The 25,716-nt window shown below is 69.1% G+C and carries 22 protein-coding genes; 14 read left to right on the forward strand and 8 right to left on the reverse strand.

The window, feature by feature from the left end; genetic code table 11:
• Window positions 1–2: 2 nt before the first annotated feature.
• Genes F9B16_RS00875 through F9B16_RS00905 form a run of 7 tightly spaced genes read left to right on the forward strand, consistent with a single transcriptional unit; the run spans window position 3 to window position 9,066 of the window.
• Window positions 3–812: a carbohydrate ABC transporter permease gene (locus tag F9B16_RS00875; RefSeq protein ID WP_151537840.1), complete on the forward strand. Its 810-nt coding sequence runs from the start codon at window positions 3–5 to the stop codon at window positions 810–812.
• Window positions 813–827: 15 nt separating this feature from the next.
• Complete coding sequence (locus tag F9B16_RS00880; RefSeq protein ID WP_151537841.1) at window positions 828–2,138, forward strand: ABC transporter substrate-binding protein; 1,311 nt, start codon at window positions 828–830, stop codon at window positions 2,136–2,138.
• 12 nt (window positions 2,139–2,150) lie between these two features.
• Window positions 2,151–3,698, forward strand: a complete 1,548-nt coding sequence (locus F9B16_RS00885) for an alkaline phosphatase D family protein (RefSeq protein WP_151537842.1) — start codon at window positions 2,151–2,153, stop codon at window positions 3,696–3,698.
• 10 nt (window positions 3,699–3,708) lie between these two features.
• A complete protein-coding gene (locus F9B16_RS00890; protein WP_151537843.1) occupies window positions 3,709–5,715 on the forward strand; it encodes an NPCBM/NEW2 domain-containing protein in 2,007 nt (668 codons plus the stop codon).
• Between the two features lie 11 nt (window positions 5,716–5,726).
• Window positions 5,727–7,337: a beta-N-acetylhexosaminidase gene (locus F9B16_RS00895; protein ID WP_151537844.1), complete on the forward strand. Its 1,611-nt coding sequence runs from the start codon at window positions 5,727–5,729 to the stop codon at window positions 7,335–7,337.
• 7 nt (window positions 7,338–7,344) lie between these two features.
• Complete coding sequence (locus F9B16_RS00900; RefSeq protein ID WP_151537845.1) at window positions 7,345–8,394, forward strand: amidohydrolase family protein; 1,050 nt, start codon at window positions 7,345–7,347, stop codon at window positions 8,392–8,394.
• Between the two features lie 48 nt (window positions 8,395–8,442).
• On the forward strand, window positions 8,443–9,066 hold the full coding sequence (locus F9B16_RS00905; RefSeq protein WP_192808541.1) for an SGNH/GDSL hydrolase family protein: 624 nt from the start codon (window positions 8,443–8,445) through the stop codon (window positions 9,064–9,066).
• 117 nt (window positions 9,067–9,183) lie between these two features.
• On the opposite strand, the gene F9B16_RS00910 is transcribed toward F9B16_RS00905, so the two are convergent.
• Window positions 9,184–10,428 carry a PP2C family protein-serine/threonine phosphatase gene (locus F9B16_RS00910; protein WP_151537847.1) on the reverse strand — a complete coding sequence of 415 codons (1,245 nt, stop codon included), beginning with the start codon at window positions 10,426–10,428 and terminating at the stop codon, window positions 9,184–9,186.
• 927 nt (window positions 10,429–11,355) lie between these two features.
• Window positions 11,356–11,793, reverse strand: a complete 438-nt coding sequence (locus tag F9B16_RS00915) for a VOC family protein (protein ID WP_151537848.1) — start codon at window positions 11,791–11,793, stop codon at window positions 11,356–11,358.
• A 1,244-nt stretch (window positions 11,794–13,037) separates the two neighbouring features.
• On the opposite strand from F9B16_RS00915, the gene F9B16_RS00920 reads away from it, so the two are divergent.
• The 6 genes from F9B16_RS00920 to F9B16_RS00940 all read left to right on the forward strand — a co-directional run bounded on the left by F9B16_RS00920 (window position 13,038) and on the right by F9B16_RS00940 (window position 18,496).
• The gene (locus tag F9B16_RS00920; RefSeq protein ID WP_151537849.1) at window positions 13,038–13,472 is read left to right on the forward strand and encodes an Hsp20/alpha crystallin family protein; all 435 of its coding nucleotides are present in this window, start codon (window positions 13,038–13,040) and stop codon (window positions 13,470–13,472) included.
• 260 nt (window positions 13,473–13,732) lie between these two features.
• Window positions 13,733–14,137 carry a MerR family transcriptional regulator gene (locus F9B16_RS00925; protein WP_151537850.1) on the forward strand — a complete coding sequence of 135 codons (405 nt, stop codon included), beginning with the start codon at window positions 13,733–13,735 and terminating at the stop codon, window positions 14,135–14,137.
• Window positions 14,138–14,351: 214 nt separating this feature from the next.
• On the forward strand, window positions 14,352–14,657 hold the full coding sequence (locus F9B16_RS50560; protein ID WP_192808542.1) for a hypothetical protein: 306 nt from the start codon (window positions 14,352–14,354) through the stop codon (window positions 14,655–14,657).
• 678 nt (window positions 14,658–15,335) lie between these two features.
• Window positions 15,336–16,397 carry a recombinase family protein gene (locus F9B16_RS00930; protein WP_151537851.1) on the forward strand — a complete coding sequence of 354 codons (1,062 nt, stop codon included), beginning with the start codon at window positions 15,336–15,338 and terminating at the stop codon, window positions 16,395–16,397.
• A gap of 322 nt (window positions 16,398–16,719) precedes the next feature.
• Window positions 16,720–17,352: a response regulator transcription factor gene (locus F9B16_RS00935; RefSeq protein ID WP_151537852.1), complete on the forward strand. Its 633-nt coding sequence runs from the start codon at window positions 16,720–16,722 to the stop codon at window positions 17,350–17,352.
• A gap of 10 nt (window positions 17,353–17,362) precedes the next feature.
• Complete coding sequence (locus F9B16_RS00940) at window positions 17,363–18,496, forward strand: sensor histidine kinase (RefSeq protein WP_318839207.1); 1,134 nt, start codon at window positions 17,363–17,365, stop codon at window positions 18,494–18,496.
• 58 nt (window positions 18,497–18,554) lie between these two features.
• On the opposite strand, the gene F9B16_RS00945 is transcribed toward F9B16_RS00940, so the two are convergent.
• The 6 genes from F9B16_RS00945 to F9B16_RS52250 all read right to left on the reverse strand — a co-directional run bounded on the left by F9B16_RS00945 (window position 18,555) and on the right by F9B16_RS52250 (window position 24,952).
• A complete protein-coding gene (locus F9B16_RS00945) occupies window positions 18,555–19,685 on the reverse strand; it encodes a UDP-N-acetylglucosamine--N-acetylmuramyl-(pentapeptide) pyrophosphoryl-undecaprenol N-acetylglucosamine transferase (protein ID WP_151537854.1) in 1,131 nt (376 codons plus the stop codon).
• Entirely contained in the window at window positions 19,685–20,269 is a 585-nt protein-coding gene (locus F9B16_RS00950; protein WP_151537855.1) for a hypothetical protein, read from the reverse strand. The genes F9B16_RS00945 and F9B16_RS00950 overlap by 1 nt, the downstream gene beginning before the upstream one ends.
• 58 nt (window positions 20,270–20,327) lie before the next feature.
• Window positions 20,328–20,936, reverse strand: a complete 609-nt coding sequence (gene vanX, locus F9B16_RS00955) for a D-Ala-D-Ala dipeptidase VanX (protein ID WP_151537856.1) — start codon at window positions 20,934–20,936, stop codon at window positions 20,328–20,330.
• Window positions 20,933–21,973, reverse strand: a complete 1,041-nt coding sequence (gene vanA / locus F9B16_RS00960) for a D-alanine--(R)-lactate ligase (RefSeq protein ID WP_151537857.1) — start codon at window positions 21,971–21,973, stop codon at window positions 20,933–20,935. The genes vanX and vanA overlap by 4 nt, the downstream gene beginning before the upstream one ends.
• Entirely contained in the window at window positions 21,970–22,935 is a 966-nt protein-coding gene (locus F9B16_RS00965) for a D-isomer specific 2-hydroxyacid dehydrogenase family protein (protein WP_225991241.1), read from the reverse strand. Before F9B16_RS00965 ends, vanA begins: the two co-directional genes overlap by 4 nt.
• Window positions 22,936–24,001: 1,066 nt before the next feature.
• Window positions 24,002–24,952: an ATP-binding protein gene (locus F9B16_RS52250; protein WP_151537859.1), complete on the reverse strand. Its 951-nt coding sequence runs from the start codon at window positions 24,950–24,952 to the stop codon at window positions 24,002–24,004.
• Window positions 24,953–25,030: 78 nt separating this feature from the next.
• Between F9B16_RS52250 and F9B16_RS00975 the strand changes: the two genes are divergently transcribed.
• Window positions 25,031–25,471, forward strand: coding sequence for a helix-turn-helix domain-containing protein (locus F9B16_RS00975; protein WP_151537860.1), 441 nt, complete (start codon window positions 25,031–25,033; stop codon window positions 25,469–25,471).
• The last annotated feature ends 245 nt before the right edge of the window (window positions 25,472–25,716 follow it).

Raw genomic sequence — 25,716 nt, forward strand, 5'->3', positions numbered from 1 at the left:
CCATGGTCAAGCGCACCGCGCTCTACGTCACGCTGGTCGCCGGCGCCTTCGTCTCCGTCTTCCCCTACCTCCTGGTCGCGCTGACCGCGCTGAAGACGCCGCGGCAGCTCAGCGGCACCGAGCCGTGGGAGCCGGGGCTGCCGCCGACCTTCGCCAACCTCGACCGGGTGATGCACTCGGGCTTCGCCGGCTACCTCGGCAACACGCTGCTGATGACGGCCGCGCTGACCGCCGGGCAGCTGGTGTTCACCACCTTCGCCGCCTACGCGTTCGCGCGGCTGCGGTTCCGCGGACGCGACGTGCTGTTCTGGCTGTACGTGGCCACGATGATGGTGCCCAGCGCGGTCACCATGATCCCGCTGTTCCTGATCATGCGCGAGCTGCACCTGGTCAACACCTGGTGGGGGCTGCTCGCGCCGTACCTGCTCGGCACGCCGTACGGGATCTTCCTGATGCGGCAGTTCTTCCGCGCCCTGCCCGCCGGGCTGGAGGACGCGGCGCGCATCGACGGCGCCGGGCCGCTCACCATCCTGCTGCGCATCGTCCTGCCGCTGTCGCGCCCCGCCCTCGGCACGCTCGCGATCATCACCGTCATCTCGTCCTGGAACAACTTCATGTGGCCGCTGATCATCACCAGCGGTGACGACACCAGGGTCGTCACCGTGGGGATCGCCGGGCTGAAGGGCTCCATCGGCGTCGACCCCAACCAGATGACCGCCGCCGCCCTGATCGCCCTGGTGCCCATGGTCGCGGTGTTCGTCGCCTTCCAGAGATACATCGTCCGCTCGGTGGTCCTCACCGGCCTCAAGTAGAAGAGGTCAGCCGCAATGACATCCCCCCGAATCCGCACGATCGCGGCCGTGCTCGGCGCCGCGCTCCTGTCCACCGCGACGGCCTGCGGCGGCTCCGGCGACTCCGGAGGCTCCGTCACGCTCACCTACCGCCTCTGGGACGACCAGCAGAAGGCCGGCTACCAGAAGGTGATGGCCGCCTTCGAGAAGGCCGACCCCGGCGTCCGCGTGAAGATCGAGCTGCTTCCGTACGACCAGTACTGGACCAAGATGACCGCCGACGCGGTCGCGGGCACGGCGCCGGACGTCTTCTGGATGCAGACCTCGCAGTTCCCCGAGTTCGTCACCAAGGGGATCCTGGCCGACCTGGGCGGCCTCAAGCTCGACACCTCCAAGTACAACGCGAACGTCGTGCAGTCCTACACCTACAAGGGCAAGCTGTACGGCGTGCCGAAGGACTTCGGCATCGTCGGGCTCCTCTACAACGAGGACCTGTTCAAGAAGGCCGGCGTCACGATGCCGGACAAGCTCACCTGGGCGCCCGACGGCTCGGGGACCCTGCTGGAGACGGCCCGCAAGCTGACGGTCGACGACAACGGCAAGCATCCGGACCAGCCGGGATTCGACGCCGGCAAGGTGAAGCAGTACGGCTTCGCGTCCTGGAACCATTACCAGACCCAGTGGATGAACTGGGTGAGCTCCAACGGCGGCAAGCTGGTCGACAAGCCGTTCGGCAAGTACGCCTTCAACGACGCCGCCTCGGTGCAGGCGCTGCAGTTCGGCGTCGACCTGGTGAACAAGTACCACGTGGCGCCGCCCGCCGCGCAGACCAACCCGCCCAGCGACAAGATCAACGAGATGTTCAAGCAGGGCCGGGTGGCGATGTTCCCGGCGAACAACGCGCTGCTGCCGTTCGTCGCCCCCGGCGCGAACTTCAAGATCGGCATCGCGCCGATGCCCGCGGGCCCCGCCGGACGCGTCGTGAACATCAACGGGCTCTCCGAGGCCGTCTACGCCAGGAGCCCGCACAAGGAGGCGGCGATGAAGCTGGCCCGCTTCCTCTCGGGTCCCGAGGCCCAGAAGATCATGGCGGACGGCGGCTACGTCTTCCCCGCGCTGGACGGCCTCTCCCAGGGCTACCTCGACTACTGGAAGCAGAAGGGCCTGGACGTCTCGCCCTTCCTCGAGGAGTCGCGGGGCGCCACGTTCAACCTGCCCGTCACGACCGGCTTCACCGCGTTCGAGAACAAGCTCAACCAGACCTTCAACGACATGTACCTCGGCAAGCTCACCCCGCAGCAGGCCGCCGACCAGGCCGTCCACGACGGCGACGCGCTGGTCAAGTAGTCGAGGAGCCTCATGATCACCCGGCGTTCCCTTCTCGCCGGGGGCGCGAGCCTGGGCATCGCCGCCGCACTGGGTGTCCCACCCGTGCGCGCGGCGGCCCGGCGCGCCCCGCTGGGCGAGGTGTTCCGGCTCGGTGTCGCCTCCGGCGAACCGGCCCCCGACGGCGTCGTCCTGTGGACCCGCCTCGCCACGGACCCGCTCGCCCCCGACGGCCTCGGCGGCATGCCGCACCGTCCCGTCCCCGTCGAATGGCAGGTCGCCGAGGACGAGCGGTTCCGCAAGATCGTCCGGAGCGGCGCGCAGGTCGCGGTTCCCGAGTCCGCGCACAGCGTGCACGTCGAACTCGACGGCCTGCGGCCCGGCGCCGAGTACTTCTACCGCTTCAAGGCCGCGGGGCAGGTGTCACCGGTGGGCCGGACGCTCACCGCGCCGGCGCCCGGCACGAGCGGCCGCGCCCTCAACCTCTCCTTCACCTCCTGCGCCGACTACCAGGTCGGCTGGTTCACGGCCTACCGGAGAATGGCGGAGGACCATCCGGATCTCATCGCCTTCCTGGGCGACTACATCTACGAATACGGCGACTACAAGTACCCCGTGCGGGACCAGGCGGGCGGCGAATGCTTCGACCTCGCCGGCTACCGGCTGCGGCACACCCAGCACAAGACCGACCCGGAACTGCAGCTCGCGCACGCGGTCGCTCCATGGGTCACCGTCTTCGACGACCACGACGTCGAGAACGCCTGGGCGGGCGACGTGCCCGAGCAGCCCGATCCGCCGTTCCTGCCCAGGCGGGCCGCCGCGTTCCAGGCTTTCTACGAGAACATGCCGCTGCGCCGCGCGCAGAAGCCCGTCGGCGCGGCGCTCCACCTGTACCGGACGGTGCGGTGGGGATCGGTCGCCAACCTCCACATGCTCGACACCCGCCAGTACCGCGACCTGTACGCCTGCAACGACGGCAAGTCGGGGACGATCGGCGCCGACTGCACCGAACGCCTCGCTCCGAACCGCACCATCCTCGGCCAGGAGCAGGAGGACTGGCTCGCCGGCCAGCTGAAAGAGTCGAGAGCAACGTGGGACCTCCTCGTCCAGCAGGTCTTCTTCATGGAGATGGACTGGACGAACGGCGAGGCGAAGGGCTACTCCAACGAGGGCTGGGACGGCTACACCGCCAGCCGCAACCGCGTGGCCGCGGCGATCGACGACAACAAGCGCAACGGGGTCGTCCTCACCGGTGACGTGCATTCGCACTGGGCGGGCGAGGTCAAGCGCGACTACCAGGACCCCGAGTCGAAGTCGGTGGCGGTCGAACTCGTGAGCACGTCGGTCACGTCCGCGGGCAACGGCCTGGACGAATACCCGAACACCGCGCAGCTGCTCGCCGAGAACCCGCACGTCAAGTTCTTCAACGGGCGGCGCGGCTATGTCCGCAGCGTCATCTCCGGACGGGAGATGAAGGTCGACTTCCGGTCGCTTCCCGTCGTGACCCAGCCCTACGCGCTCGCCTACACCTCCGGCTCGTTCGCGATCGAGCCGGGCGACCCGAGCCTCCACCCGGCCTGACAGGACGATCATGCGCAGACGCGTGACCGCCGCCCTCGCGGCGGTGCTCCTCGCCATGTCCACCGTGCCGCAGTCCGGTGCGATGGCCCGCTCGGCGGCGCCGCCCGCCATCGACACCCCGCCGATGGGCTGGAGCAGCCGGGCCCTCGGCTGCTCCGTCGCCGACGCCTCGGTGCGCCAGGCGGCCACCGGCCTGGCGGCGCTCAAGGCCGCCGGCTACCGCTACGTGATCATCGACGACTGCTGGGAGGCGGGGGAGCGCGACTCCTCCGGACGGCTGGCCGCCGACCCCGGCCGCTTCCCCGACGGCATGAAGGCGCTGGTCGACACGGTTCACGCCGAGGGCCTGAAGTTCGGCCTCAATCTGTCCGCGGGCACCAAGACCTGCGCGGGCGGTGGTCCCGGCTCCTACGGGCATGAGGCGGACGACGCCGCGCTCGTCAAGGAGTGGGGCGTCGACTACGTCAAGTACGACTACTGCTCGATCCCGACCGCCGACTTCCCCGGGCAGAACTCCCAGGCCATCGCTCAGAAGCTCTACCCGCGCATGCGCGAGGCGCTCGGCGACGGGATCGCGTTCGCCATGAACAACGAGGACGGCAACAGCGTCCCGTGGCTGTGGGGCGGGCAGCTCGCCACCACCTGGCGGACGAACGTCGTCACCAAGCCGATCACGGACTCCTACGCGAGCATGCTCGGCATCTGGGAGACCGCGATGCTGCGCCTGCAGTACGCCGGCCCGCACAGCTACGCCGACCCGGACCTGCTGCAGGCGGGCCTCGGCGGCATGACCGACACCGAGTACCGCACGCAGGTCAGCCTGTGGGCGATGGCCGCCGCCCCGCTGATCCTGCAGGCCGCCCCGGCCAAGGCGCCCGCCGCGATCGTCGCCAACCCGCGCGTGGTCGCGGTCGACCAGGACGCGCTCGGCCGTCCCGCCGCCTTCGCCCACACCGACGGCTGGTACCACGTCCTGTCCCGGCCGCTGGCGGGCGGCGACACGGCCGTCGCCCTCTACAACGAGAGCGACCGGGAGAAGACGATCTCCACCACCGCGAGCGAGCTGAAACTGCCCGCCGCGTCCCGCTACCGCCTGGAAGACCTGTGGAGTGGGGCCGCCTGGAGCACCACCGGGGACATCGCTGCGGCGGTGCCCGCGCACGGCACCGTCATGTACCGCGTCAGCACGCGGCGGGATTCGTCCGCGCCTTTGCCGACCTACGAGATCGACCCCGCCACCGTCCTGGGGGAGACCCGGGCCACCACCGTCGAGCCCGGCAAGGACAACTCCCTGCTGACGCGGGTGACCAACACCGGGGGCACCGCACCGGTACGGGACGTCGCCGTCTCGCTGACCGTGCCCGACGGCTGGAAGGCGAAGGCGGTGACCCCGTCCACCTCCGAGAGGCTGGCGCCGGGTGCGGCGTTCACCACCCGATGGACGATCACTCCGCCCGCTGGAGCCGCGCAGCGCGACTATCCGCTGACCGGGAAAGTCACCTCCGACCGCTGGAAGGGCGGGCTCGACGGGAGCGCGGTCGTCCACGTGGCGACCGCCCCCGGCTCCGGTACGAGCTACCTCAGCGACGTGCCGTGGGCGACGATGGTGAACCACCTCGGCCCCGTCGAGAAGGACATGAGCGGCGGCAACGCCGCCGCCGGCGACGGGCACACGCTCACCATCGGCGGCGTCCGGTACGCCAAGGGCCTCGGCGCGCAGGCCCCCGCCGAGATCGGCTACTACACCGCCGGGCGCTGTACGACCGTCGCGTTCTCCGCCGGGATCGACGACGAGGTCGACGCGCCCGGAGCCGTCCGCGGCTCGGCGGACTTCCAGGTGTGGGCAGACGGGGAACTGGCCGCCCGCACCGGCGTCCTCACCGGCGACCAACCGCCCCGGAAGGTCACCGCGTCCGTCAAGGGAGCCCGGTACATCCGCCTCGTCGCCACCAACGGCGGCGACAACGCCTATTTCGATCACACCGACTTCGCCGACGCGAAGATCACCTGCGACTGACGGGGGCATCGATGGTCATTCCGAAACCGGTACGTCTCGACACGCGTCCGGGACGGCTCGTCCTCGACCGGCACACCACCCTGACCGCCGCCCCCGCGCTCGCCGAGGTCGCCGCCTGGCTGCGCGGCGAGCTGAGCCCCGTCACCGGCGGCGAGCTGCCGCCCGGGCCGCGGCCGGGCGGGATCACGCTCGCGGTCCGGGAGATGCCGCCGGAGGCGTACCGGCTGAGCGTCGAGGACGGCGGCGCGCTCATCGAGGCCGCCGACGCCGCGGGCGCGTTCTACGGCGCGCAGACCCTCCGGCAGCTCCTCCCGCCCGAGGCGTACCGGAAGGCGGCCGCCGGCCGGAGCCTCCCGCTGCCGCATGTCCGGATCGAGGACCGGCCGCGGTTCGCCTGGCGCGGCTGCCTCCTCGACGTCGCCCGGAACTTCCTCCCCAAGGCGGACCTGCTGCGCTTCATCGACCTGATGGCCGTGCACAAGCTCAACGTCCTCCACCTGCACCTCACCGACGACCAGGGCTGGCGGCTGGAGATCAGGCGCTATCCGCGGCTGACCGGGGTCGGTGCGTGGCGCCGGGAGAGCCAGGTCGGCTGGAACGGTCCCGGCGACGGCCGCCCCCACGGCGGCTACTACAGCCAGGACGACGTCCGCGAGATCGTCGCCTACGCCGCCCGGCGGCACATCACCGTCGTCCCGGAGATCGACCTGCCCGGCCACACCCAGGCGGCGATCGCCGCCCACCCCGAGCTCGGCAACCTCGACACCCCCCTCGACGTCGCCACGACCTGGGGCGTGGGCCCGAACGTCCTCAACGCCGAGGAGCACACGGTCGCGTTCTTCCAGAACGTCCTGGACGAGGTCGTGGAGCTGTTCCCGAGCCCGTACATCAGCATCGGCGGCGACGAGTGCCGCAAGGACCAGTGGCGGGCGAGCCCGGCCGCGCAGCGCCGGATCCGCGAGCTCGGCCTGCGCGACGAGGCGGACCTGCAGAGCTGGATCATCGGCCGGATCGCGAGCCACCTCGCCGCCCACGGCCGGCGCACGGTCGGCTGGGACGAGATCCTGGAGGGACGGGGCGCGCCCGAGCACGCCGTCATCACCTCGTGGCGGGACGACCACGGCACCGTGGTCGCCGCCAAGAGCGGACACGACGTCGTTCCCTGCCCCAACACCTCCGTCTACCTGGACTACCGCCAGGCGCCCGGCGACGAGGAGCCGGTGCCGTTCGGCACCGTCCTCACGGTCGACGACGTCTACGCCTTCGAACCGATCCCGTCCGCGCTCGCGGGGGACCGGGCGGCCCGGCGCGTCCTCGGCGCCCAGTGCTGCCTGTGGACCGAGCTGATCGACTCCACGCGGCAGCTGGACTACATGGCCTTCCCCCGGCTCGCCGCCTTCGCCGAGACGGTGTGGAGCAGCGAGGACCGGGACCCGGCCGGGTTCCGGCGGCGGCTCGGCGCCCACCTGGACCGCCTCACCGCGCTCGGCGTGGAGTACCGTCCCGAAACGGGACCGCTGCCCTGGCAGCGCCGCCCCGGCGTGGCCGGGCGTCCCGAGGAGGACGACGCCTGGCAGGCGAAGGTCTCCGAATGGACCCGTCCGCTCCGCGAAGGCCGCTGAGGCGGCCATGCCCGATCTCCACGATCTGCGGCTGTCCGACTATGCGCCGCGCCCGAGCGTCGCCATCCCCGGGAGCCGTGTTCCGCGGCCGCGGTACCGATGCGTCGACGTCCACAACCACCTGGGCCGCTGGCTCACCGGAGACGGCGGATGGATGGCGCCGGACGTGGGCCGGCTGCTCGCCCTCATGGACGAGCACGACGTGGCCGCCATCGTGAACCTCGACGGCATGTGGGGGGAGGAGCTGTCGGCCAACCTCGACCGCTACGACCACGCCCACCCGGGCCGGTTCCTCACGTTCTGCCAGCTCGACTGGGGCCTGCTCCGCGAGCGCGACGGCGTCGGACGGCTGGTGAGCAGCCTGGAGGACTCACGCGCGCGCGGGGCCCGCGGCCTGAAGGTCTGGAAGATGCTCGGCCTGCACCACACCGGACCCGACGGCCGCCTGGTCCTGCCGGACGATCCGCGCCTCGCCCCCGTCTTCGCCGCGGCGGGAGACCTCGGCCTGCCCGTGCTGATCCACACCGCCGATCCGGTGGCGTTCTTCCACCCCGCCGACCGGCACAACGAGCGGCTCGAAGAACTGCTGGCCCATCCGGACTGGCACTTCGGCCGCCCCGGCCTTCCGTCCTTCCCACGACTCATGGACGCCCTGGAGGGCCTCGTCGCCGCCCACCCGCGCACCGTCTTCATAGGCGCGCACGTCGGCTGCTACGCCGAGGACCTCCGCTGGGTCTCGCGCATGCTGGACGAGCATCCGAACTTCCACATCGACATCGCCGGCAGGCTCGCCGAACTCGGCCGCCGCCCGCGCGCGGCCCGGACGCTGTTCACCCGCCACCCGGACCGCGTCCTGTTCGGCACCGACGCGTTCCCGCTCTCGGCGTCCTCGTACCCCACGCACTACCGCTTCCTGGAGACCGCCGACGAACACTTTCCCTACGCCCCCGACGAGGAGATCCCGCCCCAGGGCCGCTGGGCCATATCCGCACTCGACCTCCCTGACGACGTGCTGGAAAAGGTGTACAGCGGCAACGCCTTGCGCCTACTCCGGTAGCGGCAGGCCGACGTGAACGCGGAGGCAGCACCCAGAAGGGACTGGAAAGTGACCCAGGCAGGAAAAATCACCTGGCCCAATAGCGGAACGCTGCGAGTCAACTTCCTCGGCGACTCCGTCGGCTACCGGGGATCCTTCGCCAGCACGCTGGAGAACTCCTGGCGGTATCTCATGCGGGCCCGCCTGGAGTCGGTCGGCCCGGTCGCCTACGGCAGTTACGACCACACCCACAATGCCAATGGCAACACCGTCTTCACCTCGGTCTCCAACGTCAGCGGCGGCGAGGACCTGACGTTCGTCATGCTGGGCACCAACAACGTCCGGGAGGCGCAGGAGTACAACGCCTTCTCCTCCGACTGCGCCTCTGCGCTGGACCGGGTTCGCGCCGCCGCGCCGGACGCGCTGCTGGTGGTCGGAGGAACATGGATGCCGAGCAACGGAGGACCATGGGCCGACTGCGAGCGCGTCGCGCACTACAACGTGCTGATCGCGGAGCAGGCGCACAAGCACGACGGCCTGTACGTCCCGTTCACCGACTTGTTCGACCACGCCCCGAACCGCCACCCGACGGGAGATCCGGCATTCGGCGGATACACCACCGACGGATTCCACCCGAACGACACCGGGCATCGAGCGATCTATGACCGGTACCGGATCGCGCTCAGCCTCTAGCCCCCCGAAAGGCCCAACGACCGGACCCGCCAGCGGTTCCGTTGGAGGCCCGACCCTGCCGCGGCCACCGCGGAACGAAGCCCGGGCGTCGCAGCCGGTCTCGGCGCCCGCCGAAGCTCAGCCCGGCGCGTCCGAGGACTCCTGAGTCTCCGCCGGGTGGGCCGGTGAGGAGCTGTCGGTGGCGGGCTGCTTCCAGTCCAGGCACAGCGCCACCGCGTCGTCGGCGAGGTCCTGGCCTCCGAGGTGCTCCATGAGTTCGGCGATGACCGCCAGTGGCACCTCGGCGGCGTCCAGCATGCGGGTGCGCCGGGCGACCTGCTGCAGCGCGGTGGTCCCGAAGACGCCGTCCGGTGATGTGGGCGCGGTGTAGAGCCCGTCGCTCACGATGATCAGGCGGTCCCCCGACTCGATCTTGAATTGCTGGATCTGGTAGCGGGTGTCGGCGAACATGCCGAGCGGCATCTGGTGCTCGAGCTCGATCGGGATCATCGTCGTGCCGCGCATCAGCAGGATGTGGGGCGAGCCGGCGTCGACGGCGGAGACGACACCGTCGGCCAGGTTCACCCGCATCACCAGCGTCTCGGTGAACTCCGTGCCGCGGTAGCGGGCGTGGACCATGTCGCCGGCGAGGGCCGCCTGCTCGGCGACGTCGGCGCCCGAACGGCGGGCGTTGCGCAGCGCGCCGACGGCGAGGGAGGTCAGCAGCGCTGCCTGGATGCCCGTCCCGGACCCGTTGGTGACGGTCAGGGTCAGATGGTCTTGCTCGGTCGACCAGTCGAAGTTGTCCCCGCCGATCGCATAGGCCGGCTCCAGGTGCCCGGCCAGGCTGAACTCCTCACCCGCGCAGCCGTGCCCGGGCAGCAGCTGCCACTGGATCTCGGCCGCGAGAGTGAGCCGCCGCAGACGACGAGCCCTCTCGTAGCGGTCGGTGTGGTTCCAGGCGACCTTCAAGGCGCAGCCGATGATCTCCGCCACCTCGGCCAGATCCGGGAGGAGATCCTCAGGGGCCGGATCACCGGTGGTCACGGCGAGCACCCCCAGCCGCTCACCGCGGGCGGTGACCGGCACGCAGACCTCACACCCGTCGGGAGCGGCGCCCCGTCCGGCGACCGGGTTGAGGGTCGGCTTCCGGGACACGAACGCGCGTCCGGCCAACGTCCCCGCTATCCGGACAGGTTCCGGCTCGTCCTGGCCGTCGAGCGGGACCAGGACGTTGAGGTGATAGTCCGCGAGCAGGATTCGGACGGCGGAGACCGCGGGCAGGCACCCCTTGAGCGCCTCTTCCACGGCCTCGGGCAGAGAATGCGCTGGTGTGCGGCGCAGGCGGTCCTCCACCTGCGCGGGGCGTGTTGCGCGCGTCATCGCAAGCGCTCCGGCGTCACGCCGACCTGCCCATGGCGGTGGCCGGCGCCGGGCCGCTCATCGAGCCGGCCCCTCTTTGGCACTGCATAGGCGGCGGCTCCTCCACCAGTTCTCGGCACCGGGGCCGACAGCACCCCGGCCACGGCCGCGGAGCGGTTGTCGGCCGCCGATGTGATGCCCTGCGTCACGGCCTCACTGACCTGCGGGCCGGCCTTGAAGATACCCGCAGAAGCGACAAATCAGGAACTAATGGTCACTTTTGCTCTGACCCGACGGCCGAGGTAGTCCTGGTCACCGGCGACTTCCCGGCCGCGCGACGGTGGTATGCACGGTGGCCAGGTGGCGCGAGACGGTTGCGGCGCGGCAGCGGGTGAGCGGTGTCGGCCTGTAGACGCAGTTGGCTGCGGTGAGGTCTCGCGCAGGATGAGCTGGGTGCTGGTCGCCGCGGCGATCACCCCACCCGACGCGGACCGCCGCAGCCGGGCCCGGTGGTTCGATCGCGCTGAGGTCCGATGCGGCTGGGGCCAAGTGTTGATCCTCGAGCCCTGAGTCGGGTGAGCTCGGCGGCGGATGCGTCGTGGTCGAGCGCCCTGAGGGCGGCTTGATGTGCTCGGGCGTCCGCGTGATCCTCCGGGCCAGATCACGCCTTTTTGGCTGATGATTCCCCGCCGCGCTCATGGTGTCCTGGGACGGCTTCAGATTGACCGCCCCCGCCCGCTGGCAAGCCGGTGGTTTCTGCCGCCGGTGCTGTCCCGATCTGCGTCTTCGGTGCCATCCTGCGGGCAGAGACGGCAGGGCTCGGCGGCGGCGTGTGATCCGTCGGAGGCTTATCGGGCCTGCGGGACAACGGGCGATGACGATGGCCCACTGGATGGCCTCACCACCCCGAGGAGATCGGCAACACATCCTGAGTGGGCCGATAGGACGTCAGCTCTGCTTCAACTCCTCGGCGAGCATCACGATGATGCCGCTGGGACCGCGGACGTACGCGAGCTTGCAGATGTCCTCATAGGTGGCCACGCCGCGAAGCGGACGGCATCCGTGTTTCGCGGCTATCTCAAGGGCTTTGTCGATGTCGTCGACCGAGAACGCGACGCGGTGCATGCCGATCTCGTTGGGACGAGTGGGCGTCGACTCGATCGCTGTGGGGTGGATGTACTCGAAGAGCTCGAGGTGACCGTGGCCATCTGGCGTCCGGAGCATCGCGATGTTGACGTGGTTGCCATCAAGGCCGACGGCGGTGTCGGTCCACTCACCACTGACCGTGTCACGGCCGACGACCGTGAGACCGAGGTCTGCGAAAAATGCGATCGCTGCTTCGAGGTCGCGAACGGTGATGCCGACGTTCTCAAGCTTGATGGCCATGGGCCGCATGCTACCGAGCCAGGGCCGACCAGCTCCGACGGCGAGCCGGGTGACAAGCACGCGACCGTCTACCGCGCCGCCGCCGTCCTCAACGCCGTCATGGCCTGGACCCGGCGGTTTGTCAGGGCTCACCGTAGTTCCTGATTGCTCACGGGGTTTGTTCGATCGAGTCGGGACCACTAGAGCCGTCGGCGGTGGCGCTCTCCCGAACCCGGCCGCTACGGCGACTCGCCCGCTGCAGGCCCCGCCGTTGCGGACCGCCCTTGGCTGGTGGGCGGCGCAGTCGTGTGACGGCACGAGAGCCGGGCCGGCGCGTTCTGAGGGAGGGAACTCGCCGGCCCGGTTGATGCGCTGACGCTGAGCGAGACTGTCTCTGCCGGTTGCCGTTTCCTCCTTCCGTCGTGACGTGCTGCCTCGGCATATACGGCTGCTCGTCCCGAGGACCACCCCGGGAGGTGCTCGCTCCGTCATCGGGATGCTCCACCGTCGGGTGCGTCATGGCCGGGCCGTCGCGGGAATCCGACCTCCAGGCTCCGGCTGGAGCACCGATGCAGGAGAGCGACGTCGGCGCGGCGGAGGTGAGCGCTGACGCCGGATCGCGTTGCCGCCGACGGCGGCCGAGCCCCCGGCCCGGCGGTGACCAGGGGACTCCGGCACGTCATATCGCCACGGTCGCCCGGTGGGGGGAGTGGACGGGGGTGCAGGCGGCCCGGGCCAGGTAGGTGGCGCGCCATAGCTTGCCGCGATCAGGGCGTCGAACTCCTCGCGCAGCCACTGGTCGTCGGCGCAGATCAGCTCTGCGAACTCACGGCCGACCCGCCGCGGCACACGAATCGGGGCCATCCCTTGCATGTCGATCACTCCCGGAAACCTCTACCAGCGTCACCAGGTCTACGACCGATACACATTTTCTATACCCACGACCGAAGAAAAATGTCAAGCCCCTGGTCGTCAGCAAGCCCACCGCCGAGAGGTGTCGGCGAAGAGGCCGAGGAGAGGGCTGCCGTCGGCTACGCCACCTCGTCCAGGGGCGACAGCCTCTCTTGGCGCCCCCACTTGGCCTGATGGTCTGCCTTGACACGTCGAACCAACCTCAGAGGGCGGGCTGGATGCTTGGCTGCCGACCAATGTTTGACAACCAGCACGGCATGGTACTTATGATTTCAGTTGCAGGGTTCCTTCCCTGCGAGACGCAAACAGTCCCGGGCGTGGAGGCCCCGGGGATCTTCGGAGGTGAGCGAGCGATGCTGCTGACGTCGATCGACCCGTTCGTGCAGGAGTTCGAGCGCCAGTTCGACCGCGCGATCCGGCAGGCCGGGCTGAGCGGCCGCGGCGAGGGTGCGGGGATGCCGATGGACGGGATCCGCCGCGCCGATGACGTCGTCCTGCGGTTCGACCTGCCCGGGATCGACCCCGGCTCGATCGAGGTCACCGTGGACCGCGGCGTGCTGACCGTCAGCGCGCGGCGCGAGGAGGAGTTCGGCGAAGGCGAGCGCGTCTTCGTCCGCGAGCGCACGATGGGCGCCTTCACCCGCCGCGTCTACCTGTCGGAGCACCTGGACGCCGACGCGATCGAGGCCGCCTACAACAACGGCGTCCTGGCCGTCCGCATCCCCGTTCTGGAGCAGGCGAAGCCCCGCAAGATCGCCGTCCAGGCTCAGAAGGCGATCAGCAACTGACGTCCAATGGGCCACAGGCAACCGTCCCGATGAACGGCCGTCACCGACACGGCACCGCACCGCGAGGGTGTCGGTTTCGGATCGGGGAACCCGGTGAACGCCCGGCCGGCAGCGGACCCGCCGCGACGAGTGCGGTATTCAGGGTCACACCAGCACCACCGCGCCGCGTCTGCGGCGGGCCGCTGCCTCGAAGCCGTCCGAAGCCCCCGAGCACCAGGCCCGGCACGAAGGCCGGTGATCACTAGAAAGGAGGGCGGCCGGTGAAGCTTCCCATGGACGACGAGTACGCGGCGCTGTTCACCGTCGGGCAGGTCGCCGACATGCTGCAGGTGCAGCAGGCGTTCCTGCGTCGCATCGACACCCAGCAGGTCGTTTCGCCGCAGCGCTCGGCGGGTGGGCAGCGCCGCTACAGCCGTGCCGAGATCGGCCGCATCCAGCAGGTCGTCACCATGATGGACGAAGGCATGACGCTGCCCGCCATCCGCCGGATCTTCGAGCTCCAGCACGAACTCGCCGAACTCACGCGTGAACGCGACGAACTCGCCCGTCGTCTCGCTGCCTACGGCGGGACCCGCGCGCCGACAAGCCACGCGCCAGGTCGCCCAGAAGAACAAGGAGCCGGTGCACCACAGCTCTGCGACCGGCCGCCCCTGGCTTCGTCCTGAGCCGCAAGGACGCAGTCGCGTTGCCCAGTTCTTGATCACAGATCCGCCCGTGAACCACCAGCCGCCACCTGGCCACGGTGGTCGTTGATGTGCAGGAGAAGACAGCTTGTCCGCCCTCACAGAGCAGGTCGAGGACCTTCCCGCGTTCGGATACGGTCGCTGGCGGCAGCCGCTGAGGTCCCGCCGCGACCGTGACGCCGAGACCATTCGGGAGGTGTTGCGCAACGCCGGACGCCCCGAATTCGGCCACCCTGGCGACGGCTTCTTCGTCGACGGCGGCCGCGACGGCGACCCCTTCCTGGTCGCCTGCGCCTCTCGCGCCCGCCGCCGCACCCTCAGCCCCGCCGCCGAAATCGCCGCCTACACCACCGCCCTCACCACCGCCGGAATGCGCGTCGAGCCCCCAACCGGTCCGGACCTCAGCCCCCTGCTCCTGCACGTCTACCCCCGCCAAGAGGACGAACGTGCGATCGAACCGGATACCGGAACATCGATGAGAAAGCCGCCAGCGGCGCGCTGACCACCCCTGCCACGCACCTCGGTCGGCAGTCGACGACACATCGACTGCCGACCGCCTGAAGCCGCCGAGATTGGTCTTGGCTGCGGCCAGACTCCGTTCATGAACGCCATCGCGGGCGGCCTCCGTCCTCTTTGAGGACGCGACCGGGCGGCGGCCGCCCGGGCTGCCAAACGACATGGCCAATAACCTGGCGTAAAACGATCGTTTTGCGACGCCTCAAACGGCGGCGCCTCTTCGTGAAGCGTCTCGGCAAGGCCACGTTGGCTGGGGTGAACACGAACCTCTTCCAGGCGGTCTTGAGAACGACCCGGGAGTCGTTCAGGCTCAGAGAGCCGAGCGGCCAGGGGACGCCGAGGTTCCCCCAGGACCACATGGTCGACGGAACCGTGGCTCCACCCCGCTACCTCCTCGGCTGTGTCATTAGCCTTACCTGCTTCATAGATCACCTATCGGGGAGGGCGATCCGAGTGCCGGGCGGTCGTGATCGTATACTTCACCGCGAACACCCGGGCGACGCTGCCGTGGCTGGACGCAGGCGTCGAAAACATTCGTTTCTTGGATACGGTCCGTCGAGGGCTCTCCAGGCGAGCCGAATCGGCCGAAGCGGCGTTAAAAGCGCGTCGGAAATTCCGAGTGTTCATCTAGTCTCACCCCACCCATTTTCGTACAGTCGCGGGCATGGAGGAGAGGCAGGTATCGGAGGACGTCGAGCTTCCGGCGGGCCCGCTGCTGGACGGCTCGCTGGGCGAGGACCCGCTCGCGCCGGAGCCGGCCGTAGTCGAGGGTGGAATCCTGATCGGCTACGCCCGGGTGTCGACCGGGCGGCCCCTGGACCGGCAGCTCGCCGCGCTCGAGCAGGCCGGGTGCGCACGGATCTACGCTGACAAGAAGTCCGGCCAGAACGTCGAGCGCGCCGAGCTGTGGAAGGCGCTGGAGTACGCCCGGCCCGGCGACACCCTCGTCGTGCCCTCGCTGGACCGCTTGAGCCGCTCACTGAAGGAGCTCATCGCGATCGTCGCCGGCCTGCGCACGCGGGGGATCGGGTTCCGGTCGCTGCACGAGGCGATCGACACCACCACGCCGGGCGGGCGCCTGGTCTTCCATGTGTTCGCCGCCCTGGCGGAGTTCATCCGCGAGCTGATCGTGGAGGGCACCCGCGAGGGCCGGGAGGCCACGCCGACGCGGGGGCGGCCTTCGGCGCTCACTCCTGATCAGGTCCGCCGGGCCCGTTCTCTGCTGACCCGGCCGGACGAGTCCGTCGCCTCGATCGCCCGGCTGCTCGGGGTCAGCCGCTCCACGCTGTACAGGAACGTCCCCGAGGCGGCAGGCGGGTCCCGCGTCATCGAGCCTCCCGCCGACCCCGCGCTCGCGCCCGGGGAGAACGCATCCGCGGACGGCGCTTTTCGGGAGAACGAGGATGCGGCACCTGTTCGCTGGGACGGGGAATGGCGGCTGGTCCCCGACGATCAGGACGAAGACCGCTGGCACATCACCCACCACGGACACCTCGCCGGGACCATCACCAAGACCGAACCGCGGGAAGGCCCTCGCGCCGAGGAGCCCGCCGACCGTGAATGGCCCACGGGAATCCGCCCGGGATGGCGGGCCGTGACGTCCAACGGGCGGCACCTGCCGGCCGAGCCTGGTTACAGCTACAGTCCGCGCAGCACCGAGACCTGGCGTACCCGGGACCTGGCGGCTAGCGCGGTCGCCCGAGCGCACCTGCTCCACTGCCGGTGATCCACGCGACACCGGCCTGATAACGCCGGCCAGCAGCGTCATCGGGCGTCCGGTGCCGGTCGTTGGACTCGCGATTGCCCCGCCGCCGGCAATTTCCGTCAAGGACCCTTTCAGGCCGCTTTAGGGAGATGACTCAGGCTTCAATGACGCCATCAGATTCGGCAAACGCTGCCCCATCTGTTCGCCGTCAGCGAAATCGACGTCCTCTCCTGAGCGGTGACCGCCTACTGGCCGGTCTGGCGACGCTCCAACTCCGCGTAGAACTCGCAGGTGTGCTGTTTCGATACGTCGGCGATATCCCCTCGCGCCTACGATTTGGAGCATGAGTGTGCTGGTTGTCGAGGATGAGCCCTACAAGGCCGAGGCCATCTGCGATGGACTGCGCCAGGAGGCCATCGCGGCCGACATCGCCGGAGACGGCGACGCCGCCCTGGGGATGCTGAGCATCAATCCCTGGGCCATCGCCGTCCCCGACCGCGATATCCCCGGGCCTTCCGGCGACGAGGTCGCCGAACGTATCGTCGCTTCAGGCAGCGGCAGGCCGATTCCGATGCCCACGGCTGCGGGCCGTCTGTACGACAAGGCCTCCGGGGCCGAGTTCGGCGCCGATGACTACCTCACCAAGCCATTCGAATTGCAAGAACTCGTGCCCCGTCTCAGGACTCTTGACCGCAGGCGTGCCCACAACAAGCCGCCAGCACGAGGGCTCGCCGATGTGCGGCTGGACTCGCGCTGCGAGGCCGACCGGGACGGCCGGTACGTCTCGCTATCCCGGAAGCAGTTCGCGGTGCTCGAAGTCCTCGTGGCCGGCCCGTTCACCAATGCCGTGCGCATCACGGTGTCCGCACTGCGCAAGCGGCATGGCGATCCCTGGCTGATCGCCACGGCGCCTGGCGTCGGATATCGAATCGACACAGGGCAAGAAGTCAGGAGCGGGGGAGGCGAACGTGGATAGGGCGCCCGGGTTGAGCGTCCGCCTCAAGCTCACCCTCAGCTACGTCGGATTCCTCATGATCGCGGGTGCCTTGCTGCTCGCCGCCGTGTGGGTGTTCCTCCTGCGGGGAAGGTCGAACAGCCTGTACGCCCCTGATTTGTCCGACTTCCGACGCGCCTTCGACCCGAGCAGCAATTTCGGCCCAGCCGTCTTCGTCCCGGCCGCGATAATGGTGCTGGCGTTCCTGCTGGTGTTCGGCCTCGCCGGAGGGTGGATCCTCGCCGGGCGGATGCTGGTCCCGCTGACCAGCATCACGGACGCCACGCGCATGGCTGCGCGAGGGTCGCTCTCTCACCGGATCCAGTTGGAGGGACGCCAGGACGAGTTCCGGGAACTCGCTGACGCCTTCGATGGCATGCTCGCGCGGCTCGAAGCCCATGTCGCCGAACAGCAGCGCTTCGCGGCCAACGCTTCCCACGAACTGCGTACTCCACTTGCGATCATGCAGACCATGCTCGATGTCGCGCGCAATGATCCGAACCGGGAAAGCAGCGAGTTCGATGAACGCCTCCGCGTCGTCAACGCCCGCGCGATCGATCTCGTCGAAGCACTGCTGCTGCTCAGCCGCACTGACCGGGGCTCCTTCGCCCGAGATGACGTTGATCTGTCTCTCATCGCGGAAGAAGCCACCGAAACGCTCCTCCCGCTTGCCGAGAAGCGCGGCGTCGCCATGGAAATCTCCGGAGACATCGCCCCGACCGTCGGCTCCCATGCGCTCCTGCTGCAGTTGACCACGAATCTCCTGCACAACGCGATCGTCCACAACTTGCCGGAATCCGGCGTCGTTCAAATCAGCACCGCAGTCGGTCCTGAAGACGTCGTGCTCACGGTCGAGAACACCGGCGACAAGCTCAGCCCGCACGTGGTGGCCACCCTCACCGAGCCGTTCCAGCGCGGCACCGACCGGATCAGCAGCGACCATGTAGGTGCCGGCCTCGGTCTCGCGATCGCCAAGAGGATCACCCAAGCGCACGACGGAACGCTCTCGCTGAGCCCGCGCGCGGACGGCGGGCTCTGCGTCACGGTACGACTGCCCGCGACAGTTCGGCAGGCCCCCTCGGAGGCGGGACGAGCTTTCAGCGCGGACAGCGAAGAAACCGAGTGATGACTCGTCGTCGGTTGCGGCTACGGCCAGCGCGTGGCGCCGGCCGTAGCCGCATGGTTCACTCCGAGCCTCGTGAGGCGATACTTCGCTGCTCCGCGACCGTGGTGAGCACGTGCCCGGCCAGGATGACGTCCGCGTCCGGTGCGCCGGCCGCCGACGCGTGGGCCGACATCTTCGCGATCCGCTCGGGATCGGTGAGCACCGGGATCAGGGTGGTCTCGATCCAGGTCGGATCGATGTCGGCGTCGTCGACGAGCAGTGCCCCACCGGCCGCGATGACCGGCTCGGCGTTCAGCCGCTGCTCACCGCCCCGCAGCGGGAGCGGGACGTACGCGGTCGGCAGGCCGACGGCGGCCAGTTCGGCGCACGTCATCGCTCCCGAGCGGCAGATCACGAAGTCGGCCGCGGCGTAGGCGTACTGCATCTCGTCCACGTAGGGCATGATGACGTAGGGCGGGTCGGCGGGGTCGCGGTCCGGTGCTTCGACCACGTGCTGCGGCCCGGTGATGTGCAGCACCTGCACGCCGGTCGCCCGCAACGCCGCGGCCGCGCCGGACACCGCGGCGTTGATCGACCGGGCGCCCTGCGAGCCGCCGGTGACCATCAGTACCGGTCCGTCGGGTCGAAGGCCGAATCGCCGGCGGGCGGCTTCGCGCAGCGCGGGCCGGTCGAGCCTGGTGATCGCCGGCCGCAGCGGGATTCCGATGGCGGTGGCGTGAGCCAGCCGGACACTCGGCGCGGCGGTGAACACGTGCGTCGTCATCCGGGCCGCCACCCGGTTGGCCACTCCGGGCCGGGCGTTCGCCTCGTGGACGACGATCGGCAGGCCCTGCCTGCGGGCGGCGAGGTAGGCCGGCATGGCCACGTAGCCGCCGAAGCCCACCACGACCTCCGCCCGGACGCGGTCGAGCACGGCCTCGGCCGCCCGCACCGAGTCGCGCAGCCTACCCGGCGTTTGCAGGAGGGCCCGGTTCGGTCTGCGCGGCAGCGGCGCCGGCGGGATGAGTTCGAGCGGGTAGCCGCGCGCGGGAACGAGCGTGGTGTCCAGGCCGCGGACGGTGCCGAGGGCGGTGATCTCGGCCGTGGGCTCCAGACGGCGCAGCGCGTCGGCGAAGTTCATCGCGGGCTCGATGTGCCCTGCCGAATGGCCACCGGCGACGACGACGCGCGGGGGCGGCCCGCCGGGCATCACGATGTCCCTCCGATCAAGATTCCGCGGTTCGCGTGAAACCGCTCGAATACCTGCAGGGGCAATGATGCGGAGTCTGAGTTGTGTGAATAGCCCGACGGATTGTGGAACCGCACGACACCGTCATCGGCCGCATAGACCAGCACGAGGTGGCCTCCACGTTGGGGCGCGCGGGTGTTCGGGTCGCGAATCTCAGGCGATACTGACGCGATCATGACCTGCCCGGGTCGCACCTCTCGGCTGGATACGTGAATGGGCGTGCGCTCGACCAGTTCGCAGCGGAAACCGAACTGTGAACCGACCCAGGCCATGAACGGCCGGTAGATGAGTCCCTGGACCTTGCCGGAGGGCTCCACCACGTAGCAGCCCCAGTCGAGGGCCAGCGCGAGGAGTTCGCCCATCGACAGCCGGATGTCGGTCCAGCCGTGGAGCAGCGACTGCAAGCACGCCAGACCGCAGACCTTGCGGGACCAGAACAGGTATTCCTCGCTTGAGCGGTATCCGTCGGAGGCCCAGTCGTGCAGACGGGATGGAGCGGCGCCGCCCAAGAAGACCTCCAGCCCCGATGGGCCGGTGCGCCGCATGACGACGTCGTCGTTGCGTTCTAGATGTCCCCACTGCGAGATGCAATGGAGGCTCCGGTCACGTGATGGGGAAGTCGAAGTAGACATCAGGATGGGGTTCGTTTCGCAGCGTGTAGTGCCACCATTCGCGGTCGTACCGATCGAATCCGCAGTCCTCCATGACGGAACGGAGATGCTCACGGTTCTGGGCTTCGATCGGCGTGATTCCGCGGGCTCGATGACGTGAGATCGGGTCCATGAGGTCGTGGCCGCCACCCATGGGAGCAAGCTCACCGGTGGCAAGGTGATAGAGGGTCAGGTCGACGGCGCCGCCCCTGCTGTGGCCCGACTTCTCGGCCACATATCCGTGCTTGAACAACTGGGTCCGGTCGATGTTCGGGTAGTGCCGCGGTTTGGTCCGGCCGTCCTCGGGCTGCTCCGACCAGCGGAGAAAGCAGTCGACGGCGCGTTGGGGGCGATACCCGTCCCAGAGAAGCAGCCCGAAGCCGAGGGCGGCCGCCTTCTCGCGTGCTTGCTCCAGGGCCGCGCACAGGGATCGGGTGCCGACGATGCGATTGGCGAGATAGCCGTCCACCGGTTTGCCGGTGAAGTTGTCCCAGGTGGCGTACTTGGCATCCCAGCGGACGCCCGGCACCAAGTCGTCGACGTAGCCGAAGTCGTCGTTCACCGCTTCTTCCCGTGCAGGGTCATCGCGATGAGCCGGTCGATCACGGCGGACAGCGACAGTCCCGCGGCGGCCATCATCCGTGGGTAGCGGCTGTAGGACGTCAGGCCGGGCATGGTGTTGACCTCGTTGAGCACCGCCTGTCCGTCGTCGGTGAGGAACATGTCGACGCGGGCGAGTCCCTTGCAGCCCAGGGCGCGGTAGATGGTCTTGGCGGTCTCCTGGACGAGCCGGCGCGAGTCGTCGGAGATGTCGGCGGGAACGATGAACGTCGAGTTCTCCGATCCGGTCTCGGGTGAGTCCTCCTGGTGGATCCTGAAGAACCCGTGCGAGAGGTCGACGCGGTCCACTTCGCCGGTGACGAGGCCGAAGGGTTCTTCGAGGACCGCGCAGCCGATCTCGCGGCCGGCCACGGCCTCCTCGATCAAGGCCTTCGAGTCGTATCGGTACGCCGTGCTCAGCGCGCTCGTCAACTCGTTCTTGTCGCTGACCTTGCTGACGCCGAACGAGGAGCCCGAACGGGCCGGCTTCACGAAAACGGGATACCGGAGACGGTCGGAATCGACCTTCTCGTTCTCCGCGATGACCCAGAAGTTCGGCGTGGCGATCCCCGCGCTCTTGGCGACGGTGTAGGCCAGGGACTTGTCCATGCACAAGGCCGAGCCCTGGATGTCACAGCCGACGTAGGGGATGCCGGAGAGTTCCAACAGGCCTTGGATCGCGCCGTCTTCGCCGAGCTTGCCGTGAAGTACGGGGAACACGAGGTCGAGGCGCACCGTCTCATAGCCCTCCTCGCCCATGACCAGCAGGCCGTGCACGCTCCGGTCGGGTGACAACGTGACGGGACGGGCACTGCCGTTCTCCCAGTCCGCGCCGGGGCCGTCGCACAGTTTCCACACGCCGTCGGCCGTGATGCCGATCCAGAACGGCTCGTACTTCTCGGTGTCGAGGTTCCTCGCCACCTCGCGCGCCGACTTGATGGAGACGGGATGTTCCTCGCAAGCGCCTCCGAAGATGAGTCCGACCTTCAGTCTGCTCATGCCGTTCTCCCGCATTCGAAGTCCAGGAAGTTGACGATGGTGTTCTCGACGATGTCTTTCAGGGCGTGGTCGGTGTCGTAGGCGGAGTGCGGACTGATCAGGACATTCGGCAGGCGCTGCAGCCGCACCAGGGCCTCGTTCTCGAGATTCCTGTTTCGGCAGTCGGCGTAGAAGATGCCTTCCTCGCCTTCGAGAACGTCCAGTGCCGCGCCGCCCAACCTGCCGCTCTCCAGTGCGGCGAGGAGCGCGTCGGTATCGAGCAGCGGTCCTCGACCTGTGTTGACGATGTACGCGCCGGGCTTCATCCGCTCGATGCGATGGCGATCGAGGAGGTGGTGGGTGTCCGCCGTGAGCGGGACGTGGAGCGTCACGATGTCGCTCAGTTCGATCAGTTCGTCGAGCGGCACGTGGCCGGTTGAGACGTGAGATCGGGTGTCGTGGGTCAGCACGCGGCAGCCGAAGCCTCGCAGCCGGTCGATGACCGCTGTGCCGATGCGGCCTGTTCCGACCACCCCGACGGTCAGGTCCCGCAGCTCCCTGCCGCGAGCGTCGCTCAGCCGATAGTCATGAGCGTCGGTGCGGCGGATGGTGGATTTCGCGTGGCGCACGGCCATCAGCATCAACATCAACGTGTAGTCGGCCACGCTGTCCGGTGAGTAGGCGACATTGCCGACCGAGATGCCGACGCGCTCGGCGTACACCAGATCGATGTGGTCGTAGCCGATGCTTCTGGTGCAGATGTATTCCACGCCGGCCTCGCTGAGCGCCAGAAGCGTGGGATTGGTGATCTGAGTCTTATGGTTCACGCTGACGCACCGGTTGCCACGTGCCAGTTCAGCGTTGCTCTCGCAGACGGCGGCCTCGGTGATGGTGAGCGACAATCCGAGGCGTGCCCCTGCCTGCTGGAACAAGCCGGCTTCGTCCTGGCCGCATCCGAAGACCGCGAGTCCCGTCGCCGGGATGGGCGAGGGAGATGGCCCGGTCACCGTTCGGGCGCGATGCTCCGTGGTCGCTTCGCTATAAGACAGACCCAATTCGTTGGAGGCCATGTCTCAAGTCAAGACGGCGCCGTGTTGTCAGCACGTATGCGGTTTCCGATACGCGGACGATATGCCGCCCCAAGCTGCCGAGTCACGTGAGCGCAGCGGCCATCTCGTTGCAGACGTGCCACGCGGGAATCCTTGACGAGCGCCGTATCGCCCACGGCGAGATGGCCCCGAATCCTTTCGACGACCGTCCTGTCAACGTGGTGTACCCGGCAGCTTGCACCGCGCGCGAACCAGCTCCTCCAGTCCACGCTGATCAGTTCCACCGGCGCCGGTGCTAGGGGAGCGGTGGCACCGTACGGGCGTCCAGGTGCTCCGGCACGGGGAGACCGGACATGCGCAGACCCCTACGGACGAGGGCCCGCACGGCGGCATACGAGCCGCGACCCGGCTCCGTACGGCGTGGGACCGGTGCCTGTGCCTGCCGAAAACCTCGTCCATGCAGGTGAGAGGCATGGGAGTTGGCGGGCTCCGACGCGAGGCTCGGTCAGTTTCAGATCAGACGTGTGACTTCTTGGAAACCGTCACGCTCCCGGGTACGCGGACGTACGTGCTAGGCCCGGTCCGCTAGCACAGAGCCGGCGATGACCCACATGCCTGGCCACGATTCCGATGTGCTCACCGCTGCCGAGCTTGCGACCAAGCTGGGTCTCTCGCCTTAGACCGTTCGCCGGATGGGCAACGCCGGGAAGATCCCCGCGCTGAAGACCGGTAAAGACTTCCGGTACTCCTGGGAAGCGTTCCGCGAGGTGCTGCGGCAGCCCCACCGTCAACCTGGGGACGTCGCCGATGACCCATGCGACACCGAGGCGTCAAAGAAAGGTGCCGGCCACCGCGCCCAGCGCCGGGCACGGGCCGGTGCCTCAGACTCCATTACGAATAGCGGCGGTGACCAGCCGCTAGGTTCACCTTCTCGTGACGGACTCCGACTGGTGGCCTGCTGCTTTTCGCCGCCGCCCCGTGTGGTCCGCTGACCATACGATCAGGTTGGCCTCTCGTGGTGGTCCGCGGAAGTTCGTGGAGTGGAGGGGGAGGTGCGAGCACGTCGCGTTTGTGAGACGAACGAGAAGTGCGCGGCGGCTTCGGCGGGCGTGGTCGCTTGGCGACGTCCGGGGACATCGTGGACGCTGGTCGCGCCCTCGGAGCGGAGCTGGTCGGCACCGGCGTCCCGGGTCATGATGGCGGCGTAGGCACGGACGTCCGCGGCGGTGAGGTCCGTACGCCCTCGCTCTGTGTGCTGCTGGAGAAGATCGGTGACGTCCGGGGTGAATCGCAGCATGATCACCGGGGCCTTGAAGCGCCTGGCGATGGCGATGAGTCGTGCACGTGCCTGCGGCGTGACGTTCGTTGACTCGGCGACCGCGCTGTGCCCGGCCGCGAGCCTGGCGACGATCCTGCGGTCACGTTCCTCGAAGATCCGTGCGTCCGCCGCGTCGGATTCCGCCGGCGCGGGTGAGGTGCCGAAAAGCTCCGCGCGGATCTCGTCGCTGGACACCACGGCTTCCGCGTCGATCTGCCGGCGCGCGATCAGTGCCCGAACGAAGCTGGTCTTACCCGAGGCTGGTGGACCGACGAGGACGACGAGTCCTGCCGGCACCCGGATGGCGGGCGCGAGTGTGTTGAGGTAGATGTGGCCTGCGCAGTCGAGGGCTTCCTCCGGGGAGCCGGCCGGCAGCCCGCTGGGCAGGATGTTGTCCCGGTAGCTGTCGTTGTCTGCCAGGTAGAGCCCGAAGCCCCAGGTGTGCAGTACGCCGGTGAAACGCAGTCGGCACAGTGGCAGGCTCTGCTCGCCGGGCAACTCGGCCGCCACGTAGGCGAATCCGCTGCGGAAGCTGACCGTGATGGTGTCCACGTGGGGCCAGCAGGCGCGGGCGTGGTGGTTCAGACGCTGGCGTAGGTGGTGCTGCATCGATTCCGGGGGGTTCTTCGGCACGCGCCCATCCTGCCGGGTGCGGCAACGGCCCGACCATGATCGGTGGCTGTGGAGGATGGGCGACGGGCGGGGACAGCGGTGGCGGTGGCGATCGATTCGCGGGTCCGCGAGCGGCTGGTGCTGACGGTGGCATCGGCCAAGTCCGAGGTGCGGGCGATGCTGCCGGCCCGGATCGTCCTCGGCGCGGCGGACGGGCTCGCCCATGGTGCGATCGCCAGGGAGCTCGAGGTCAACGTGAACACGGTGCGCAAGTGGCGTGGACCGTTCTCCGCACTGGGCCCGGGCGGCTTGCGGGACGCCGAACGGCTGGGGCAGCCGAAGATCTACGGGCCCGAGGTCCGCGTAGCGATCGTGGCCACAGAAACCAGCATGCCGCTGCCCCAGCAGCGACCTGGTCCCACCGGGCTGTTCCCCCAGCACGTGGCCGGTGCCTGCCGCGTGTCGGCCGCCACCTCCCAGGTCGGCCGGATCGCGAAACACGGCGACTTCCCATGCAAGGGCATTCGCATCGGCACCTAGTACGGCCAGCAGGTCGCGGGCCTGTCCGGTCAACTCGGCATGTCCTGGCGCGGGCGCCTTGGGCAGCCACGGCACCAGGACGTTCACCCGGCGCCGCGCCCGGTGCCGCCGCAGTGCCACTGTGCGGATCCAGCCGCGAGGCTCGGCGATCTGCTCTACGGGCCCTCCCGTGCCCTGCTCGCATCGACCGGCTGGTGGACATGCTCGCCGCGGCCGACTTCCTCGTCGGTTCCACCTGATCTGCG

The organism is Actinomadura montaniterrae, from assembly GCF_008923365.1.
Classification (GTDB): domain Bacteria; phylum Actinomycetota; class Actinomycetes; order Streptosporangiales; family Streptosporangiaceae; genus Spirillospora; species Spirillospora montaniterrae.

What these genes read in the sequence shown, in the direction of transcription:
- F9B16_RS00885 (WP_151537842.1), top strand. Translation starts at nt 2,151, where the DNA reads ATGATCACCCGGCGTTCCCTTCTCGCCGGGGGCGCGAGCCTGGGCATC.
- F9B16_RS00890 (WP_151537843.1), top strand. Translation starts at nt 3,709, where the DNA reads ATGCGCAGACGCGTGACCGCCGCCCTCGCGGCGGTGCTCCTCGCCATG.
- F9B16_RS00930 (WP_151537851.1), top strand. Translation starts at nt 15,336, where the DNA reads ATGGAGGAGAGGCAGGTATCGGAGGACGTCGAGCTTCCGGCGGGCCCG.
- F9B16_RS00895 (WP_151537844.1), top strand. Translation starts at nt 5,727, where the DNA reads ATGGTCATTCCGAAACCGGTACGTCTCGACACGCGTCCGGGACGGCTC.
- F9B16_RS00915 (WP_151537848.1), bottom strand. Translation starts at nt 11,793, where the DNA reads ATGGCCATCAAGCTTGAGAACGTCGGCATCACCGTTCGCGACCTCGAA.
- F9B16_RS00950 (WP_151537855.1), bottom strand. Translation starts at nt 20,269, where the DNA reads ATGCGGCGCACCGGCCCATCGGGGCTGGAGGTCTTCTTGGGCGGCGCC.
- F9B16_RS00920 (WP_151537849.1), top strand. Translation starts at nt 13,038, where the DNA reads ATGCTGCTGACGTCGATCGACCCGTTCGTGCAGGAGTTCGAGCGCCAG.
- F9B16_RS00945 (WP_151537854.1), bottom strand. Translation starts at nt 19,685, where the DNA reads ATGCCCGGCGGGCCGCCCCCGCGCGTCGTCGTCGCCGGTGGCCATTCG.
- F9B16_RS00910 (WP_151537847.1), bottom strand. Translation starts at nt 10,428, where the DNA reads ATGACGCGCGCAACACGCCCCGCGCAGGTGGAGGACCGCCTGCGCCGC.
- F9B16_RS00900 (WP_151537845.1), top strand. Translation starts at nt 7,345, where the DNA reads ATGCCCGATCTCCACGATCTGCGGCTGTCCGACTATGCGCCGCGCCCG.
- F9B16_RS00875 (WP_151537840.1), top strand. Translation starts at nt 3, where the DNA reads ATGGTCAAGCGCACCGCGCTCTACGTCACGCTGGTCGCCGGCGCCTTC.
- F9B16_RS00935 (WP_151537852.1), top strand. Translation starts at nt 16,720, where the DNA reads ATGAGTGTGCTGGTTGTCGAGGATGAGCCCTACAAGGCCGAGGCCATC.
- F9B16_RS00880 (WP_151537841.1), top strand. Translation starts at nt 828, where the DNA reads ATGACATCCCCCCGAATCCGCACGATCGCGGCCGTGCTCGGCGCCGCG.
- vanA (WP_151537857.1), bottom strand. Translation starts at nt 21,973, where the DNA reads ATGAGCAGACTGAAGGTCGGACTCATCTTCGGAGGCGCTTGCGAGGAA.